The following is a 17,278-nucleotide window of genomic DNA, read 5'->3' on the forward strand; positions in this document are numbered from 1 at the left end:
TCCTCCAGTCTTTTTGGGATGTTTTGTCGACTACCATTATACAAGACTTGGGGAGGTACTTCTTTTTTGATGCCTTCAACCCCATGGGAGACAAGGGCCTGGAATTATGAAATTCATTCAAAGAATAAAGTATTTTTAATACTTAGCATTAAATATTTTCTTCTGAAATAACTTTAATTTCCATTAGAAATACAAGGAAATCGCAGGATAGACTTGATTTTTTCATTACATTATTGTTAACATAATATAGTATCAATTCAACTTACCTAACAGTTATAAATTTCTATATGAATAAGTATTGGCCAGACATACTTGCAGAAGGGGTTGACTATTTTATCAGAAGGAGCAGATGTGTATGACAACAGAACAGTCCATGTTACCTCATGATTCAGAAGATGAAGCAGTAAAAGATTATTCATTGGAACGTGTGCCTATAGAAGACCGGAATAAAAGCTGGCTGAGCATTACAAACATTACGTTTGGAATCGCAACTGCCATTTTTTATTTTCAGATGGGCAGCGTTATGGCGCTTCAGTTTGGAGCTCCAAATGCCATAGCCTCAGCGATTTACGCTATTGTCGTGGCGGGACTACTCGGTACAGTGATTGCATATTTATCAGCCAAATCAGGTATGAATGTTAACTTGCTATCACGTGGCGGTGGTTTCGGATATATCGGTGCATCACTCACCTCACTCATTTACGCCTCTAATTTCATTATGTATTGTGCTTTTGAAGGGTTGATTCTAGTCTCAGCCGTTCATCATTTTGTTCCAGACCTCCCTCAATGGATTCTTATCGTAGTTTTCGGAACACTTGTCATTCCATTAAACTGGTTTGGCATTGAGCAGCTGGACAAACTCCAGAAATGGTCCATGCCTGTTTTCATCATATTCCTAGTTACAGCTATTGTTGTGTCATTTATAAAACCTGCTGTTTACACCGGATCCGTCTTTTCTTATATGCCTGAAGGAGTTCAATTCGGAGGAACAGCATTATTATTCTGCATAGGAATGCACAATGGGATCATGGGATTGACAGCGCTACTCGCTTCCGACTATGCGCGTTTTTTAAAGCCCAAAGACCGAAAGTACGGTTCAATCGCAATCGGCTTCATCCCACAGATTTTCTGTTACGGTGTAATGGGCGGCCTCGGTATTTGGTTCGGAGTTCGTTTCCTTGAAGACGACCCAGGAGTTTACATCGTTCTATTACTCGGAATCGGCGGTGCATTATTTACTATGCTGACGCAACTTCGAATTAACGTCACAAATATTTACAGTAGTTCGCTTTCTTTATCTAATTTCTTTGAAAATGTTTTCCGTTTCACACCGGGACGTCGATTTTGGGTCATCGTCTCTGCAATATCTGCAATGCTATTGATGCTCGGAGGAATAGTGGATCACTTAGATACCGTGATGACTTTCCAGGGAGTGTTCTTATTCTCCTGGGCCGCTGTTTTAGTGACGGATGCATTGGTTGTGAAAAAATGGATGAAAATTGGACCAAACTATTATGTCGCACGACAGCAATTTCTTCATAAATGGAACCCCGTCGGTGTTGTCTCATTATTAGTGGCAAGTGCATTCGGTTCAGTAGCCGCATCTGGCTATCTGGGCATCTTCCTTCAATCAACAGCTGCCTTCTTCGCTGCATTACTCGCCGCAGTGCTGACAGTAGTGATCGCGAAGATGACAAAAGGTGCTTATTATGTAACGCGGGAACCAAAAGATATAACGGCAGATGATAAATTTTCTTGAATCATAATACAGAGTTAAGATACGATTGCCCTTACTTTTCCAACAGCATCTTGCTAGCGGACTAGCGTTAAACCAACTCGCTTGTATTTCAATATTCCTATACAACCAAAAAGCAAGTGCCTGTAAAATCGGCACTTGCTTTTTTAAATTCCACCTGACTCATTTTTGATTTCCTGAAAGTTCTCGTCGTTCGATATGTCTCCAGTCTCGCTTTCAGCATCGCTGAATAAGCAAAGATGACAGCCAGCATATAGAGAAGCTAAAGCTAAAGCTAAAGATAACCATAATTCATATAATTATTGATAACGCGGGATATTAAATCGCTTTCTCTCTCATATAAAGTAGAACATATGGCTCTTCCAAGTATTCTTCTATCTCTTGACTTAATACTATTTCTCGTGTTTTCAAATACTTTTCGCTATTCAACTCTTTCATTTTAATATATTCCAAAAAGGCCAGATGGTGTCTGCGACGTTCTGATCTTTTATCTATGCCATACCGATAAAAAAATAAATCTATTTCATTGTGTATTTTTTTACTTAACTTGTATTCGCTATAACAGTGATGAATAAACACCGCGTCAGGTACCAATACCATTTCCTCAGTTGACAACTTCATCCCCCTCCTTCTGTTAAACTTTTTTATTCGTTTGTATTAATAAGAGTACAATTACAGCCATTAATGCAGCGACAAACAGCCAGCCGTTTGAAAAGGAACCGCTTGTATCTACGATATAGCCAAACAACGGAGGAATTATCAATACCCCCCATGAGCTGATCGTGACGGTAACACCAGTAGCAAGTCCCGAGTTCTCTTTTTCTACCAATTCCACTATAATCGTCATCCATACTCCGTTATAACCGGAAATCGAAAACCCGAAGATGAATACTGTAATCAATATGGCAAGTAAAGGAGTCGCAGGCAGCAATAGCGCACATACCAATGCGCTGATCCCAGTCAGGACTGTTACAATGAACATAACGATCATTCGATTTCCTGCAAAGAAACGATCACTTATTGTACCCCAGGCAACTCTGCCGATTGAGCCCCCCACTTCAGCCAATACCAGCAAAAGACCAGCCAAAACAAGTGTCATTTCCAGTTTTTCAAAAGCAAATAAGATGATGTATGTTGTTAGGCACAGCTGTGCGCCCTGCAATCCCATCGCACTGATGCTCAATAAAAGAACCTGCCTATTGCTCATGATTGTTCGAAGGTCTTTACGAAATGTACTTTTATTCAATGGTGCGGGCTTCAATATTGCAGATTCCGCAGCATCTTGATAGTAGTAAGACACCAATGCCCCGAGGATCAACAATACGATGCAACTGACGAATAACGCCGGTCTCCAGCCAATTTCTTTAGCCAACGGGAGTAATAGCAGCGCTGCCATGGCAGAACCTGCAGTAATCCCCATTTGTTTAATCCCCATTGCAGTACCTCTGCTGTGCTGGGGAAACCAATAGAGAATACCCCTGTTTGTAGTTGGATGTATGGCTGCATATGCTCCGCCGCCCACCACTACAACCAGTAACAGTAAAACGAAATGAGTCGTGAATGAGATAAGAATAAAGCTGATTCCCAGTAATACTACTGTTCCAAACAGTTGTTTTTTCGAGCCTAAACGATCTACCAGCAAACCGGAAGGAATCGCAGAGAAAGACTGTCCAAGAAATAAAGCGGCAGGCAGCAATCCAATCTGTGTATGAGAGAGGGATAGGTCTTTACCTAGTAAAATAGTTAAAGGTGCCAAACTTCTGCCGACGAAGGACACCATGACTTGAGCAATCAATAACCAAATCAACATTTTCCAAGCTGTCCGTAAAGTAGGTTCTGTGGTTTGTACATTCATGATTCGGATCATCTCTTTTACTTTCTATAATGAAAAAGAGTGAGCTGGCAGCCAGCACACTCTCCTTTGACCGATCACTTACAAAACATCGAAACGCTGCCTAATCCATCGAATTGCGCAACGATGGAATCACCTGATTCAAATGAAATGGCTTCAGACATCGCACCGCTAAGTATGATATCTCCTTTTTTCAAACCTTTACCGCGCTTACTGAGCTCTTTAACAGACCACGCAACTGCTTCAGCCGGATGACCTAAGACAGCAGCACTTGAGCCTGTTTGCTCCACTTTTCCATTTTTGGACATGACCATGCCAATGCCGCCTAAATCTATGGATTCCGGGGAAATCCATTTACTGCCAACAACGAATCGAATCGAAGAACAATTATCAGCTATCACGTCGACTAATGTAAATTTAAAGTCCTTATATCTACTATCGATCACTTCGAGTGCAGGAGCCACATATTTCGTAGCCTTAATTACATCTTCAGCAGTGATATTTTCCCCCTCTAGATCTTCGCCCAATAAAAAGGCAATTTCAGGCTCTACTTTTGGATGAATCAACTCAGAATAGTTGACTGGCTCCCATTCTGTCGCAAGCATATCTGCATGCAAGTACCCGTAGATTGCTTGGTCAACCCCCATCATGACTTGTTTTGCCTTACTCGTAAGCCCAAGTTTCACGCCTACATGCTTCGTATTATTCTCAGACAAGCGATGTTCCAACAGACGATCTTGTATCACGTATGCTTCTTCAATTGTCAGTTCCGGATACTTATCGGTAACTTTAACAACCTCACGGGCATCACGCTCCGCTGTATATAAATAGTCCACAATTTCTTTTTCACGATCTGTAAGTACTGTCATAGTTATACCCCCGCTTTCTCCTTCTTGGCCAATTCAGCAGCCACATCCAGAATCATATCTTCCTGTCCGCCAACCACTTTCATTCTTCCCAGCTCCATTAAGATATCGCGCGGATCCAGTCCAAATCTCGCTGCAGCCCGTTCTGAGTGCAATAAGAAACTCGAATATACGCCGGCATAGCCTAGCACCAGACTACCTTTTTTTATTTCCTGCGTGTCGGGAATCAACGGTCCGACAATATCTTCAGCTAAATCCATCATTTTATATAAATCAATTCCTACATCCATACCCATACGATCCATTACCGCGAGCAAAACTTCCGTCTGCGTATTGCCTGCTCCCGCACCTAGACAGCGAACCGCACCGTCTATACGGGTTGCCCCCTCATCAATCGCTGCAAGAGTATTGGCAACCGCTAAAGATAAGTTATTATGCGCATGGAATCCGACTTCAACATCCAATGAACCCCTCAACGCTTTGATCCGCTCACTTACTTGATGAGGCAGCAATGCACCCGCTGAATCCGTTACATAAACCGCCTGGGCTCCGTAACTCTCCATCAGTTTCGCCTGCTCTACTAATTTTTCAACAGGTACTGAATGTGCCATCATTAAAAATCCTAACGCTTCCATTCCTAGTTCGCGAGCCTGGCTGATATGCTGGGCTGAAACATCCGCTTCCGTTGAGTGAGTTGCTACTCGCACGAGACTTGCGCCCAATTTATGTGCTTGTTTCAGCTCACTCATCGTGCCGATACCCGGGATTAGCAAGACCGCTACTTTTGAATTGGTACATTCATCGACGGCAGCTTCGATCAATTCCATTTCATTGACCAAGGACTTTCCGTATTGAACCGTTGAGCCGCCCAGCCCATCACCATGACTTACTTCTATATAATGCATGCCTGCTTCATCTAATGCGCGGGTTACATTTCGTACCTGCTCAACAGTAAATTGGTGCGCTACGGTATGGCTCCCATCGCGTAAACAAACTTCTGTAATTTTAATTGGTTTCTTCGTCATGTACTTCACTCCTTCCCATTCATTAAATAACAGATCCTTGCATCGACCGCGCAAAGTCTTCCGCTACGCGTGTCGCTGCGGCTGTCATGATATCAAGATTGCCTGCATACTCCGGGAAATAATCGCCTGCTCCCTCCACTTCAACAAAGACCGTTACGACATTGCCTTCAAAAAGTGGTGCATGCTTCAATCGATATCCCGGCACATACTCTTTCACTTTCTCCACCATATTTTCAATGGATTCCTGAATCGCTTTTTCATCCATATTTTTCACTTCACAATAAATTGTGTCACGCATCAAGATAGGTGGATCAGCAGGATTTAAAATAATCAACGCTTTTCCTTTATCCGCCCCGCCGACTTCTTCTATTCCTCTACGTGTAGTAATCGTAAATTCATCGATATTCGCGCGTGTTCCCGGCCCAGCACTCAAACTTGAGATAGTCGCTACGATTTCTCCATATGTAACATCCGCTACCTTATTGATGGCATTCACAATGGGTATCGTTGCCTGTCCGCCACACGTAATCATGTTGACGTTATCCAGCTCACCTGCATGTTCTTCATTGCTTACAGCCGGCGAGAAAAAAGGCCCAATGGCTGCAGGTGTTAAATCGATTGCCAGCTTCCCTAATTTCTTAAGTACTTCCGCATGATGAATATGAGCTTTTGCAGAGGTTGCATCAAATACGATATCCGCCAGTTCCGGATGATCGACAATCGCTTGAATTCCAGTAGAGAAAACTTGATAACCTCTCTCTTTCGCCCGCTTCAATCCATCCGATTCGGGTTCGATTCCAATTACAGCTGTTAACTCTATAACATCACTGCGTTCAAGTTTGTACATTAAATCAGTTCCGATATTTCCGGAACCGATGATCGCCGCTTTTATTTTATCCATCTCATACTTCCTCCTTACTAGCCTGGTTTTTATTCAAAGTGTACAGTGACAGCACCGACCGGGCCAAAATCCGCCTTGATCGTGTCTCCTGCTTCCACTACAACCGCGCCGGATAGTGCTCCTGGTAGAATCAATTCGTCTTTTTTCAATGAAATGCCGAATTCATGCAATTTATTAGCAAGCCACGCAACAGCATGTGCCGGATGACCAAGCGCAGCAGCTCCTGCTCCTGTTGCAATCAACTCTTCATTTTTATAAAGAACCATACTATTTGTTCGTAAATCTAACGTTTCTAGCGTTGATTGCTTTTCACCAACCACCACTTTTGCGCTCGAACCGTTATCAGCAACTGTATCAATTAATTTAATTTTCCAATCTGCTACACGGCTGTCGATAATTTCAATCGTTGGTACGACATATTTAGTAGCCATCATGACGTCCAGATACGTTACATTCGGTCCCACTAAGTCTTCTGACAGCACAAAGCCAATTTCTGCTTCAACCTTTGGTGATACCATCGAATTCACTTTGACGACAGCTTCATTTTTTAATTCCATATCGTCATACAGATGACCGTAATCCGGCTCATCAACATTCAGCATTTTCTGCATCGCCGCACTTGTCAGGCCTACTTTTTTACCGATGACTGTTCTTCCTTCGGACAATTTCCGTTTCACCATTTCCAGCTGTATATGATAAGCATCTTCCACAGTTAATGAACTATCTCTATCCGTCAAAGGCGCTATTCCTTTGCGTGTTTTTTCCGCTTCTAATAGTTCTGATGCATAATCTTCAATTTTAATAGACAAGTTATTCCATCCTCCTGCTTGAAAACAACAAAAGGCGGGCGCAATGCCACCTTTAGTTGTTCGGTTTATTTTTTAATCGTAATGGTCTTCGCTTCTGTATAGAAATCAAAGCTGTGGCGGCCGCCTTCTCTTCCAATCCCGCTCGCTTTCGCCCCTCCAAACGGAGTACGCAGGTCTCGGACGTACCAGCAGTTTACCCACAGTAAACCCGAATGCACTTGAGAGGTTACGCGTTGACCGCGCCGCAAGTCATTTGTCCACACAACGCCAGCTAATCCATAAATGGAATCATTGGCAATGTCGATCGCTTCTTCTTCTGTCTTGAAAGGAATAATGACAGGAACCGGTCCAAAGATTTCTTCCTGTGCCACACGCATTTTATTATTCACGTCATATAAAACAGTAGGTTCATAGAAGTTTCCTTCCGGTAAACCTTCAACCATCTTACCGCCGCATGCCAGTTTCGCACCCTCATTAAGACCAATCTGAACATAGTCGGCTACTTCTTTTAAATGGCTTTTTGATACAAGCGCACCCATATCAGTAGCTTCATCTGTCGGATCGCCGACTTTAATGTTCTTCGTTGCCGCTACGAATTTCTCTAAGAACTTTTCATAAATGCCTTCCTGTACGAGAATTCTAGAACCCGCCAGACAAATTTCACCTTGATTTCGGAAGATCGCTTCAATTGAGCCTTCTACCGCTTCATCCAAATCCGCATCTTCAAATACAATGTTGGCCGATTTCCCGCCCAATTCCAATGAAACAGGAGTCAGATTTTCCGCAGCATTACGCATTACGGTCTTGCCTGTCTCGGATTCACCGACAAATGAAATCCGCTGAACATATGGATGCTTGGCCATTACAGTTCCTACCGTACTTCCAGGTCCTGTAAGAATGTTCAAAACTCCAGGCGGCAAGCCGGCTTCATTGGCAATCTCTCCAAGCAACACTGCACTTAAAGGCGTATCGGAAGCTGGTTTAATCACTACCGTATTTCCTGCGGCCAAGGCAGCAGATGCTTTCCAGGTCATTTGCATAAATGGAAGATTCCACGGAATAATTAAGCTAGTAACACCAGCAGGAGCATATTGTACATAGGACATGTGGTTCGCCATATCATAATGCTCATGCACCATATATTTCGCCATTTCAGCAAAGAAACGGAAATTTGATGCAGCACGCGGAATATCGAACTCACGGCTTTCACGAATTGGTTTTCCGACATCCAACGTCTCAATATATGCAAGCTGGTCCACTTTTTCCAGAATCAAATCGGCCATACGACACAAAATCTCTGAACGTTTTTCAACCGGCATATTGCTCCAAACTCCGCTTGTGAATGCTTTGTGTGCCACTTCAATTGCCAGGTTGGCATCTTCTTCTCCACCCTTTGCAACTGTAGCAAGCTTTTGGTTTGTTGCAGGATTTATCGTATCGAAAGTATCTCCTGAAATCGCATCTACGTATTTTCCACCTATAAATAGTTTCGCATCCTGGACAGTCGTATTGTCCGCTACTAATTCTTTAGCCACGATATTCCTCCTACTCTTCGATCTCGATGATCATCTCAATTTCTATCGCCGTATTGTTAGGAAGTTGCGACATACCGACTGCAGACCTTCCGTGCTTTCCTTTTTCTCCAAACACTTTACCGATTAAATCGGAAGCGCCGTTCATTACTTTCGGCTGATCCGTGAAATCCTCTGTGCTGTTGACCATACCCAGAACCTTCACAAACTGCTTTACTTTGCTCAGCTCACCAATTTCTTCTTTGACAACACTGATCAGGTTCAGCATGGATTGCTGAGCAGCCAAGTATCCTTCTTCTACAGTCAGATCTCTCCCCAGTTTGCCATGGTACTGATCTACGCCCTGTCCGGCTGTAAATAATAAATTTCCCGTGCGGACACACCGAACATAATCTCCAAGTGAAGGACGTAAAGGAGGCAGTTCCAGCCCTAATTCTTTCAATTTTTCTTCAGGTGTCATTTTTTCATCTCTTCCTTTATGGATATGTTTAAAAATTCCAGTGCATTTCCACCAAGAATCGCTTTTCTTTGTTCATCAGATAGATTCACTGTTTCATCAACTACTTTGCCGGGTGGGATTTCACGCAGCAGGAATGGATAATCAGAACCCATTACAATCTTTTCATGGCCGAAACGATCGATCATATAATTAAGATTCAACGGATCATAATTTAATGAATCAAAGTAGAAGTTCTTTGCATAAAAGCTTGGCAGTTCTTTCGTCTGTCTCAGATGCGGCCAAACTTTCCAGCCTTGGTCCAATCTCGGAAGAATATACGGGAATGACCCTCCACCGTGTGCAAAACAGACTTTAAGTTTCGGAAACTTCTCTATTACGCCGCCATTGATCAAACTCGCTGCTGCTAAAGCTGTCTCACTCGGCATGCCTACTGTATACATGAAGTTATGTCGTGGCATCCTATCTTTACCAAGAGTTTCCCATGGGTGTACAAATAAAGGAACTTCCCACTTTTCCGCCATTTCAAAGAACTTTGTGAAATCGGGATCATCTAAATTCTTACCATTAATATTTGTACCGATTTCAATTCCTTTTAAGCCAAGCTCCTTGACGCATCTTTCCATTTCACGAATCGATACTTCTACGTCCTGCAATGGAACAGTGCCCAGTCCGATAAAACGGTCTGGATATTTTTTAACAGTATCTGCAATAAAATCATTTTGGATTTTAGACATTTCTTCTGCCTGTTTGCCATCTGCCCAGTAGGAAAACGTTACCGGAATTGGAGACAGCACTTGAATATCGACGCCTTCCGCATCCATATCGTCAATGCGTTTTTCAGGGCTCCAAACCTGATCAGTTACTTCACGAAAAACATTGCCTTCAACCATGATATTTGCTCCGCAGGAACAGGTCTTTTCTAAAGTTGGCCAGCGTCCGCCACCGAACTTTTCCACAAAGTCAGGGATGTTTTCAGGAATAATATGTGTATGAAAGTCTACTCTCATTTCCACAACCCTACTTCTTCAGGCATTACATGACCACAGTTATTACATGTGCGCAGCTCCTCACTGCCATTGAACTCTTCAATCCCAGCTTTTACCTGTGTACCGATATCAGTCAGCTGAATCGTTTTTCTATGCATCTCCTGATCACAACTTTCACAGAACCAAACGAAATCTTCTAGTTCACCTTGGTCGCGTTTACGCTCAATTACGAGACCATACGTGTCTGCAATTCGATGCGGAGAGTGAGGCATCATAGCAGGGAGCATAAATACTTCTCCTTCTTTCACTTCTATTACTTCACGCTTGCCTTCGAAATTAATGACTTCAACAAAACAGCTGCCTTTAATTTGATAGAAAAATTCTTCAGAAGGGTCCACATGAAAATCCCGCCGTCTATTTGGACCGCCTATAATCATACAAATAAATTCCGAATCTTCCCATAAAACCTTGTTGTTGACTGGCGGCTGAAGTGCGTCCTTATTCTCTTCGATCCACTGCAGCAGGTTGAACGCCTTTAAAGTTTTGATTGTTGAAGTTGTCATTTGAAACCCTCCATTATTTTAGTTTTTTTCGTGCTAGAAGATGGAGATGTTCTGTACAATTCCACATTAAAATTGCACTGACCCCGACATCCTCTCGTGCCTTACTAGTTATAGCTTCACTATAAATGAAAACGCATACATTTTTCTATATCGCTATTTCACCATGTGAAATAGTTAGAATTTTTTTAATAAATATTTTTCAAAAAAAGGTCCAGACTCTCATGTAGAAAGTCTGGACCTTTTTCTTATCGCTTCATAGATCGTGTATTTTAGTCGATTACTTATTTTGCTGTGTAAAAATCCGCCGGAATAGAACCAAACACTCTGCGGTGGTATAGCATTGGATCCTTGCTAGCATCTACCTTCAAATCAACTACTTCACCTATTAACACCGTGTGATCACCTGCTTCAATCGCTTTAAATGTCTTACATTCAAAAACGCCGAATGCGCCATCAATGATCGGCAGCCCATTTTCAGATTGATGCCATTCACATGTACTGAAACGATCTTCGTGGCTGCTTGCAAACGTTTTGCACAGTTCGGATTGTTCTCCCGCCAATACATGCACTGCAAACTTTCCACCTTCCGTAAACTCTTTCAATGAAGAGACTCTATGATCAATAGACCATAGTAACATCAATGGATCAAGGGAAACAGATGCAAATGAATTTACAGTTAAACCAACTGGTACTCCCTCACCTGTAGTAGTCGTAACAATTGTTACGCCAGTTGGGTAATTCCCCATAATATCTTTAAATACTTGTTGTTTTTCTTCTTTATTCATCATTATCTCTCCCTAAAATTAATTCTATTTATATCAATTCACCAAAATTATAGCATAAGCCGGATGCTACTTCATGATATCCATCTGATAGAATAACCAAATTTTTAAAAAATCTAAAATATAGTAGACAAAAAGCATTACCAAAGTAAAGGCCTCTTACCTGATAATGCTTTTTTACTTATGATTCGATTAATTGACTACAGTATCTTTCGCCATTTCCAATGAATCTTTCAATGCTTTATTAACCATATCATATGACGGATTATTACGTTTGTGAGTATTATAGAACATACCTAATTTACGAACCGGATCTCCAGAATAGTAGCGCTCGTATTGTACAAGACGCTGACCGAATGCTTCTCCGCATAGATCCCAAGCCAACTTGAATAAACGCACGCGGTGTTCAGCTGTTACGCCAGAACGGCCACTGTAGTATTTGACCATATCCTCTGCTGTTTCAGGATTTGCGAAATCTCCGCCTGTAGGAGACATTAACAATCCACCAGCACCGATCGTTTGCAAGATTTCCATTGCACGCGGATAAAGCGTTGGCAGGATTCCTCGAATCGTCTCTAATGGTACGATAGCAGGAAGTGCTTCTCCGTATGGCGTCATAACAAATTCTTGCTCCGCTGTTCGCACTAATGCGCGAATCGTCTCGACTCCTTGAATCAGTTCAGATAATTGGTTTTGCACGTTGAGGAATCCATCGACCCCTACAGCGTCCGCAACTGCACAGGTAACTTCAGTAGCAAATGAAATCTTTGTCAGGCCGCGAACTGCTGACTGATGTGAAGGCTGCAAGTTGATGCCTGTTTTCGGATATAGCATATTTCCTGCTTCCACATTTTGATTGATAAATACACGATCCCACGGTACCATTACATCATGGAACACAAGCACAGCATCCATTTCTTCAAAACGGCTGGCAAGCGGGTGATCCCATGTAGAACGTTCACCACTTTGCGTCTCTTCACGGCAATACATACGAAGTCCCGGAGTATCGATGGGAACAGCAAATGCAATTGCATACTTTTCATCACCTGGCTTGAAACTTGGATAGGAATAGATAATGACTTCGTCGGTTACAGGTGCAAGCGTTGCAAGCATCTTAGACCCTCGTACAATCAAGCCTTCCTCTGTTTCACGCACCACACCCAAGTGCAAAAATTCGTCATCTTGCTGACTGGAGGCTTTACTACGGTCATTCTGTGGGTTAATGATTGCGTGAGTCAAAAACAAATCATTATCTCGAATGTATTTATAATAGTTTACAATATTATCTCCCCAGCGTTCACCATATTGTCTGAAGAACCAATCATTAGAAGCCATTGCCGTTACGACTGTTGCCAAGAAATCGGGAGTACGACCCATTAAACCGAACGTCGCTTCTGCCCATACTTCAAAAACCCGCCTGCGCGCTTGCAAGTCTTCTCCACTTTTTGGAATAAGAAACGCATTGTTTACTCGCTCGCCCGTTTCCTCACATACATGCGTGATTTCTTCCTGATACTTCGGATCATGCTGCATATCATATAGTCTGGCCATTTCTTTAATAGGCTGTTTGAATACTGGTTCTTCCGCCAAGTTGAAAATACGGCGGCCTCCTAAATATACTTCCGGCTGACGCGATTGAACTGCTTTAATGTAATCCGCACCTGTTCTAATACCCATAGTGTATTCCTCCTGTATGTTGATAGTTTCTTCATTGAGAATCGTGAAATTGGTCAAAAACGAAATTGTAAGCCCTTTCATTTCCTTTTATTAAAAGAAGCTTCTAAGATATATAAAGCCTTTTTCATCTCACACAATTTCACTTCAATTAACTTACTTGTAATATACCGAATCCGCAAATTCGTCACAATATTCATATTTCATCATATGAAATAGTAAGAATATTTCATAAAGAAATTTTTATGACATACTGAAAGACTAGTGGGTGATGATACTTCTACAAAAAGAAAGACTGTAGATTTCCTCCTTATTTTGGAGTAGATCTACAGTCTTGAATATTCTAATCTTTATACAGGCTCGGAATCCATAATGCAGCATCTTCCCAGTATGTCAGGATGAGCAGCACGACAATCGCCATCGCCAAAAAAGGCATAATAGATTTGATAAGATCTTCAAATTTCACCTTGGCAATGGACGATACAATGAATAATCCTGTGCCTACTGGCGGTGTCAGAAGACCAATCGTTAAGTTAATACATACAATTACACCGAAATGTACGGGATCAATCTGGTATGTAGCAAGTAACGGAAGCATAACCGGTATTAATATAATTAATGCCGCTATCCCATCCAGCACAGTACCAATCAATAGTAAGAAAATGTTTACCAACAGCAAGAATACTAATGGATTCTCTGAAAGACTAAGCATAGAATTAGCTACCAACTGCGGTATCTGCTCATATGCAATGATAAAACCAAATAAATTGGCAGTGACAATCAGGAAAGAAATTGTCGCTGTATTTACTACTGTGCTGACAAAGATTTCAGGCATATCTTTCAGTTTCAATTCCCGGTACGCCAATCCAATGACAAATGCAATAACACAAGCAATTGCTGCAGATTCAGTCGGCGTAAAGACACCGCCGAGTATACCGAAAATGATGGTGAAAGGAATTAACATTGCAGGCAGTACACGTAAGAATGATTTAACAATCATATCGAAGGTTGCTTTTTCACTCTTAGGAAACTGCTGCTTGTGATTCATGAATCCTATTACAATGATAAAACCAATTCCCAACAAAATACCCGGTATCACTCCAGCCATAAACAAATCAGCAATGGATGCTCCTGTCAGTGTCCCGTATATGATAAATAGCATACTGGGAGGAATAACAGGGGCTACGATAGAAGATGCCAATGTGATTGCTGCGGAAAAATCACGCTTGTAGCCTTCCTTTTCCATTTCAGGAACCATCACTTTACTCATCATCGCAGCCTGTGCATTGGCAGAGCCTAAGATGGATGCTAAAAACATATTGGCAATGACAGTTACATACGCCAATCCACCGCGATAATGTCCAATTAGAACTCTCGCAAATGACACAAGCCGGGTTGTAATTCCTCCGCCATTCATTAACTCACCTGCCAGCATGAATAACGGAATAGCCAAGAGGCCAAAATTATCAATTCCGGAAAACATTTTTTGTGGTGCCGAGCTCATCAGTGTCGTCAAATTCGAAAGAAGCAAATAACTGAGGGACGTGATTGCAAGTACTAACGAAATCGGAATACCGATTATTAAAAATAGTAAAAATAATGCAATGACAGCAAATATCATGTCGTTTGTCCCCCCTGCTCTTTCGGCTTAAACAAGTTCACAAGGTGGGTTAATAAGTGAATGAAGGCAAAACTTAATCCTACCGGGACCGATGCATATGGAATCCACATCGGAATCCGCATAGTAGACGATTTTTGATTCAAAACGGTGATCAGCCATTCGTAACTCAAATATAGTAAGATTGCAATAAACGCCAAGATAATTACATATGAAACGATTTCCAAATATTTTCTTCCTTTTTCCGAAAGCCGATCAACTAAAAAGGTAACAGAAGCCTGGGACTTATATTTAAGTCCCAAACTTCCACCAATAAACGTAATCCATGCCATGATGAAAATACTTGCTTCATTCGCCCAATAAATTGGTGCGTTCAAGAAGTAGCGGAACACTACGGCGACTGCGATAATAATCGTCATCGCGGCGATCAGTATCATCGCCATAACTTTTTCTAACGTTTCTATCCAGCTGCTCAGTTTATTCATACTGCGTATTCCTCCTATTTACGGAACGTCTCAATAAACTCTTTAATTAAAGGATCTTTTGCTTTGTATTGCTCATCGTATTTCTCTTTAAAAGGATCAAACAATGACTCGTCCATTTCATACAATTCCATTCCTCTATCTTTCAACGTGTTCATGTATTCCTCTTCTAAAGATGAACGTTTCATCGTTCCGTATTCAGAAGCAGCAGCCATTGCTTCTTCAACAATTTTTTGGTCTTCTTCAGGCATTGCATCAAACTTTTCACCGCTCGCAATCATTACTGAAGGCCATACCATATGATTCGTCAAAGCAGCAAACCCAGTTACTTCATTGAAATTCGATGTAACAGCAGCGTCTAAATCCATTTCCATTCCATCAATAACGCCTGTTTGTGCAGCTTGGTACACATCCGGAAGTGATATAGACTCAGGATTAGCACCCAGCAAACGATACCAATCTTGTAATGCAGGACTAGGTGTTACGCGCAGAGTCAACCCTTTCATATCTGCAGGCGATTCCACTTTCTCTCTGAACATCATCGTACGATTCCCTGAGAAGAAGTAGTTCATTGCACGCAAACCTTGATCATCAAGTGTTGCAAGAATTTTCTTCGCTATATCAGAGTCTTTTGCTTCAAAAGCAGCTTCATATGAATCAAACAAATACGGTGCAAACCATCCGCTGAACGCATCTGATCTAGATGTCAAAAATGCCGTTGTGATAAATCCAAAATCCAATGAACCTGTCTCTAACTGCTGAACCATATCAGGCTCACTGCCCAACTGCCCGCCAGGATATAATTCCATTTTCATTCTGCCGTCAGAACGTTTTTCAAGTTCTTCAGCAAACTTTTCAGCTGTTTCATTCCAAATATGATCAGGCGGTGCAATATGAGCAAGCTTAAAGTTATATGTCTTTCCCGCATCCTCCGTTTTACCACTATCATCAGCCTTTACCTCATCGCTATCTTTACCACATGCACTTAAAAAAAGTGCGGCTACAATGGTCATAATAAAAAAATACATTCCTCTTTTTTTCAACATAATAGATTCCCCTTTTCTCTTTTTCTTAGTTTAAGTCACAATATTCCGTAAATTCTTTTTGAAAATTTTCGTCTATTTCTGTATGTTGAATAAGTAAATCCATCTGTTCTTCATCTCGCCCCCTTATTTGACTGTACTTTACGATTCTATACTTCTATATATCCTAGTTCCTTGGATATGGAATCTGCTGTCTTAATTACACTCTGTCTAATCATTTGCTGATTGATTCCTTGCATATAAGAAACAGGACCAGCCAAATTTACAGCCGCTATCGTCTTACCTGAGTACGATAAAATAGGTGCGGCAATAGCATACGTGCCTGTACTATTCTCGTTATTACTTATAGAGTAGCCGACGTTTCGTACTTGTTTGAGATCTTCCTTCAACTTGTCAATATCTGTGATTGTATTCGGGGCTTGCGGGGAAAGTCCTCTTTCAATTGTTTCTTTTAGATAGTTTTTATTATAGGCCAATAGAACCTTTCCGGTGCTCGTGGCATAAGCGGGCTTACGTGATCCGATGTATGTGTGAATAGGTGACGCTTCTTGAGAGGATATTTTCAATACAAATACGACCTCTCCCTTATCAAACATCCCTATATGTGCGGTACCCACGAATCTGCTAATCAAATCTTTTACAAGTGGAATAGCCTTATCATAAATATCTTGTTGAAACATGACATTGTTATTCCACTCCAACAATTTCCAACCTAAGCGATACCTTCGATCCTGGTCTCTCATTAATACACCTTCATTGCAAAGCGTGCTGACTAAGTGATGTGTTGTGCTAGGGCTCATCCCAAGTTTATCTGCAATTTCCAAATTCCCCAAAACAGGTTGTTCGCTAGAAAAACAACTGATTATATAGCATGCCTTTTTAACGGATTCTATCACGTTTTTTCTCCTCTCCGGCTTGATCTTAGCCTG

Annotated in this window: 17 protein-coding genes; 1 reads left to right on the plus strand and 16 read right to left on the minus strand. The window is 41.7% G+C overall.

The window, feature by feature from the left end; genetic code table 11:
- Window positions 1–355: 355 nt before the first annotated feature.
- The gene (locus Q1J64_RS12080; RefSeq protein ID WP_301109329.1) at window positions 356–1,759 is read left to right on the plus strand and encodes a purine-cytosine permease family protein; all 1,404 of its coding nucleotides are present in this window, start codon (window positions 356–358) and stop codon (window positions 1,757–1,759) included.
- Window positions 1,760–2,074: 315 nt separating this feature from the next.
- On the opposite strand, the gene Q1J64_RS12085 is transcribed toward Q1J64_RS12080, so the two are convergent.
- The 16 genes from Q1J64_RS12085 to Q1J64_RS12160 form a co-directional block, all read right to left on the minus strand.
- A complete protein-coding gene (locus tag Q1J64_RS12085) occupies window positions 2,075–2,371 on the minus strand; it encodes a hypothetical protein (protein WP_301109330.1) in 297 nt (98 codons plus the stop codon).
- Between the two features lie 19 nt (window positions 2,372–2,390).
- Window positions 2,391–3,611 (minus strand): MFS transporter, encoded by a 1,221-nt coding sequence (locus Q1J64_RS12090; RefSeq protein ID WP_301109331.1) that lies wholly within the window; start codon window positions 3,609–3,611, stop codon window positions 2,391–2,393.
- Window positions 3,612–3,685: 74 nt separating this feature from the next.
- Complete coding sequence (locus Q1J64_RS12095) at window positions 3,686–4,477, minus strand: 2-keto-4-pentenoate hydratase (protein ID WP_301109332.1); 792 nt, start codon at window positions 4,475–4,477, stop codon at window positions 3,686–3,688.
- A gap of 2 nt (window positions 4,478–4,479) precedes the next feature.
- Window positions 4,480–5,499, minus strand: a complete 1,020-nt coding sequence (gene dmpG, locus Q1J64_RS12100) for a 4-hydroxy-2-oxovalerate aldolase (RefSeq protein WP_483315959.1) — start codon at window positions 5,497–5,499, stop codon at window positions 4,480–4,482.
- A 22-nt stretch (window positions 5,500–5,521) separates the two neighbouring features.
- Complete coding sequence (locus tag Q1J64_RS12105) at window positions 5,522–6,400, minus strand: acetaldehyde dehydrogenase (acetylating) (RefSeq protein WP_301109334.1); 879 nt, start codon at window positions 6,398–6,400, stop codon at window positions 5,522–5,524.
- Between the two features lie 29 nt (window positions 6,401–6,429).
- Complete coding sequence (locus tag Q1J64_RS12110) at window positions 6,430–7,209, minus strand: 2-keto-4-pentenoate hydratase (protein WP_301109335.1); 780 nt, start codon at window positions 7,207–7,209, stop codon at window positions 6,430–6,432.
- Window positions 7,210–7,274: 65 nt separating this feature from the next.
- Complete coding sequence (locus Q1J64_RS12115; protein WP_301109336.1) at window positions 7,275–8,744, minus strand: aldehyde dehydrogenase; 1,470 nt, start codon at window positions 8,742–8,744, stop codon at window positions 7,275–7,277.
- A 10-nt stretch (window positions 8,745–8,754) separates the two neighbouring features.
- Window positions 8,755–9,201: a RidA family protein gene (locus tag Q1J64_RS12120; RefSeq protein ID WP_009498735.1), complete on the minus strand. Its 447-nt coding sequence runs from the start codon at window positions 9,199–9,201 to the stop codon at window positions 8,755–8,757.
- Entirely contained in the window at window positions 9,198–10,208 is a 1,011-nt protein-coding gene (locus Q1J64_RS12125) for an amidohydrolase family protein (protein WP_301109337.1), read from the minus strand. The genes Q1J64_RS12120 and Q1J64_RS12125 overlap by 4 nt, the downstream gene beginning before the upstream one ends.
- Window positions 10,205–10,750, minus strand: coding sequence for a 3-hydroxyanthranilate 3,4-dioxygenase (locus Q1J64_RS12130; protein WP_301109338.1), 546 nt, complete (start codon window positions 10,748–10,750; stop codon window positions 10,205–10,207). The genes Q1J64_RS12125 and Q1J64_RS12130 overlap by 4 nt, the downstream gene beginning before the upstream one ends.
- A 281-nt stretch (window positions 10,751–11,031) precedes the next feature.
- Window positions 11,032–11,538 carry a flavin reductase family protein gene (locus tag Q1J64_RS12135; RefSeq protein WP_483315960.1) on the minus strand — a complete coding sequence of 169 codons (507 nt, stop codon included), beginning with the start codon at window positions 11,536–11,538 and terminating at the stop codon, window positions 11,032–11,034.
- Between the two features lie 186 nt (window positions 11,539–11,724).
- Window positions 11,725–13,209 carry a 4-hydroxyphenylacetate 3-hydroxylase family protein gene (locus tag Q1J64_RS12140; protein WP_301109340.1) on the minus strand — a complete coding sequence of 495 codons (1,485 nt, stop codon included), beginning with the start codon at window positions 13,207–13,209 and terminating at the stop codon, window positions 11,725–11,727.
- Window positions 13,210–13,549: 340 nt separating this feature from the next.
- A complete protein-coding gene (locus Q1J64_RS12145; RefSeq protein WP_301109341.1) occupies window positions 13,550–14,827 on the minus strand; it encodes a TRAP transporter large permease in 1,278 nt (425 codons plus the stop codon).
- A complete protein-coding gene (locus tag Q1J64_RS12150; protein WP_301109342.1) occupies window positions 14,824–15,309 on the minus strand; it encodes a TRAP transporter small permease in 486 nt (161 codons plus the stop codon). The genes Q1J64_RS12145 and Q1J64_RS12150 overlap by 4 nt, the downstream gene beginning before the upstream one ends.
- Window positions 15,310–15,323: 14 nt before the next feature.
- A complete protein-coding gene (locus Q1J64_RS12155; RefSeq protein WP_301109343.1) occupies window positions 15,324–16,352 on the minus strand; it encodes a TRAP transporter substrate-binding protein in 1,029 nt (342 codons plus the stop codon).
- A 146-nt stretch (window positions 16,353–16,498) separates the two neighbouring features.
- Window positions 16,499–17,245, minus strand: coding sequence for an IclR family transcriptional regulator (locus Q1J64_RS12160; protein ID WP_301109344.1), 747 nt, complete (start codon window positions 17,243–17,245; stop codon window positions 16,499–16,501).
- Between the last annotated feature and the right edge of the window lie 33 nt (window positions 17,246–17,278).

The sequence above is a fragment of the Sporosarcina sp. genome, assembly GCF_029257255.1.
In the GTDB taxonomy this organism is placed as follows: domain Bacteria; phylum Bacillota; class Bacilli; order Bacillales_A; family Planococcaceae; genus Sporosarcina.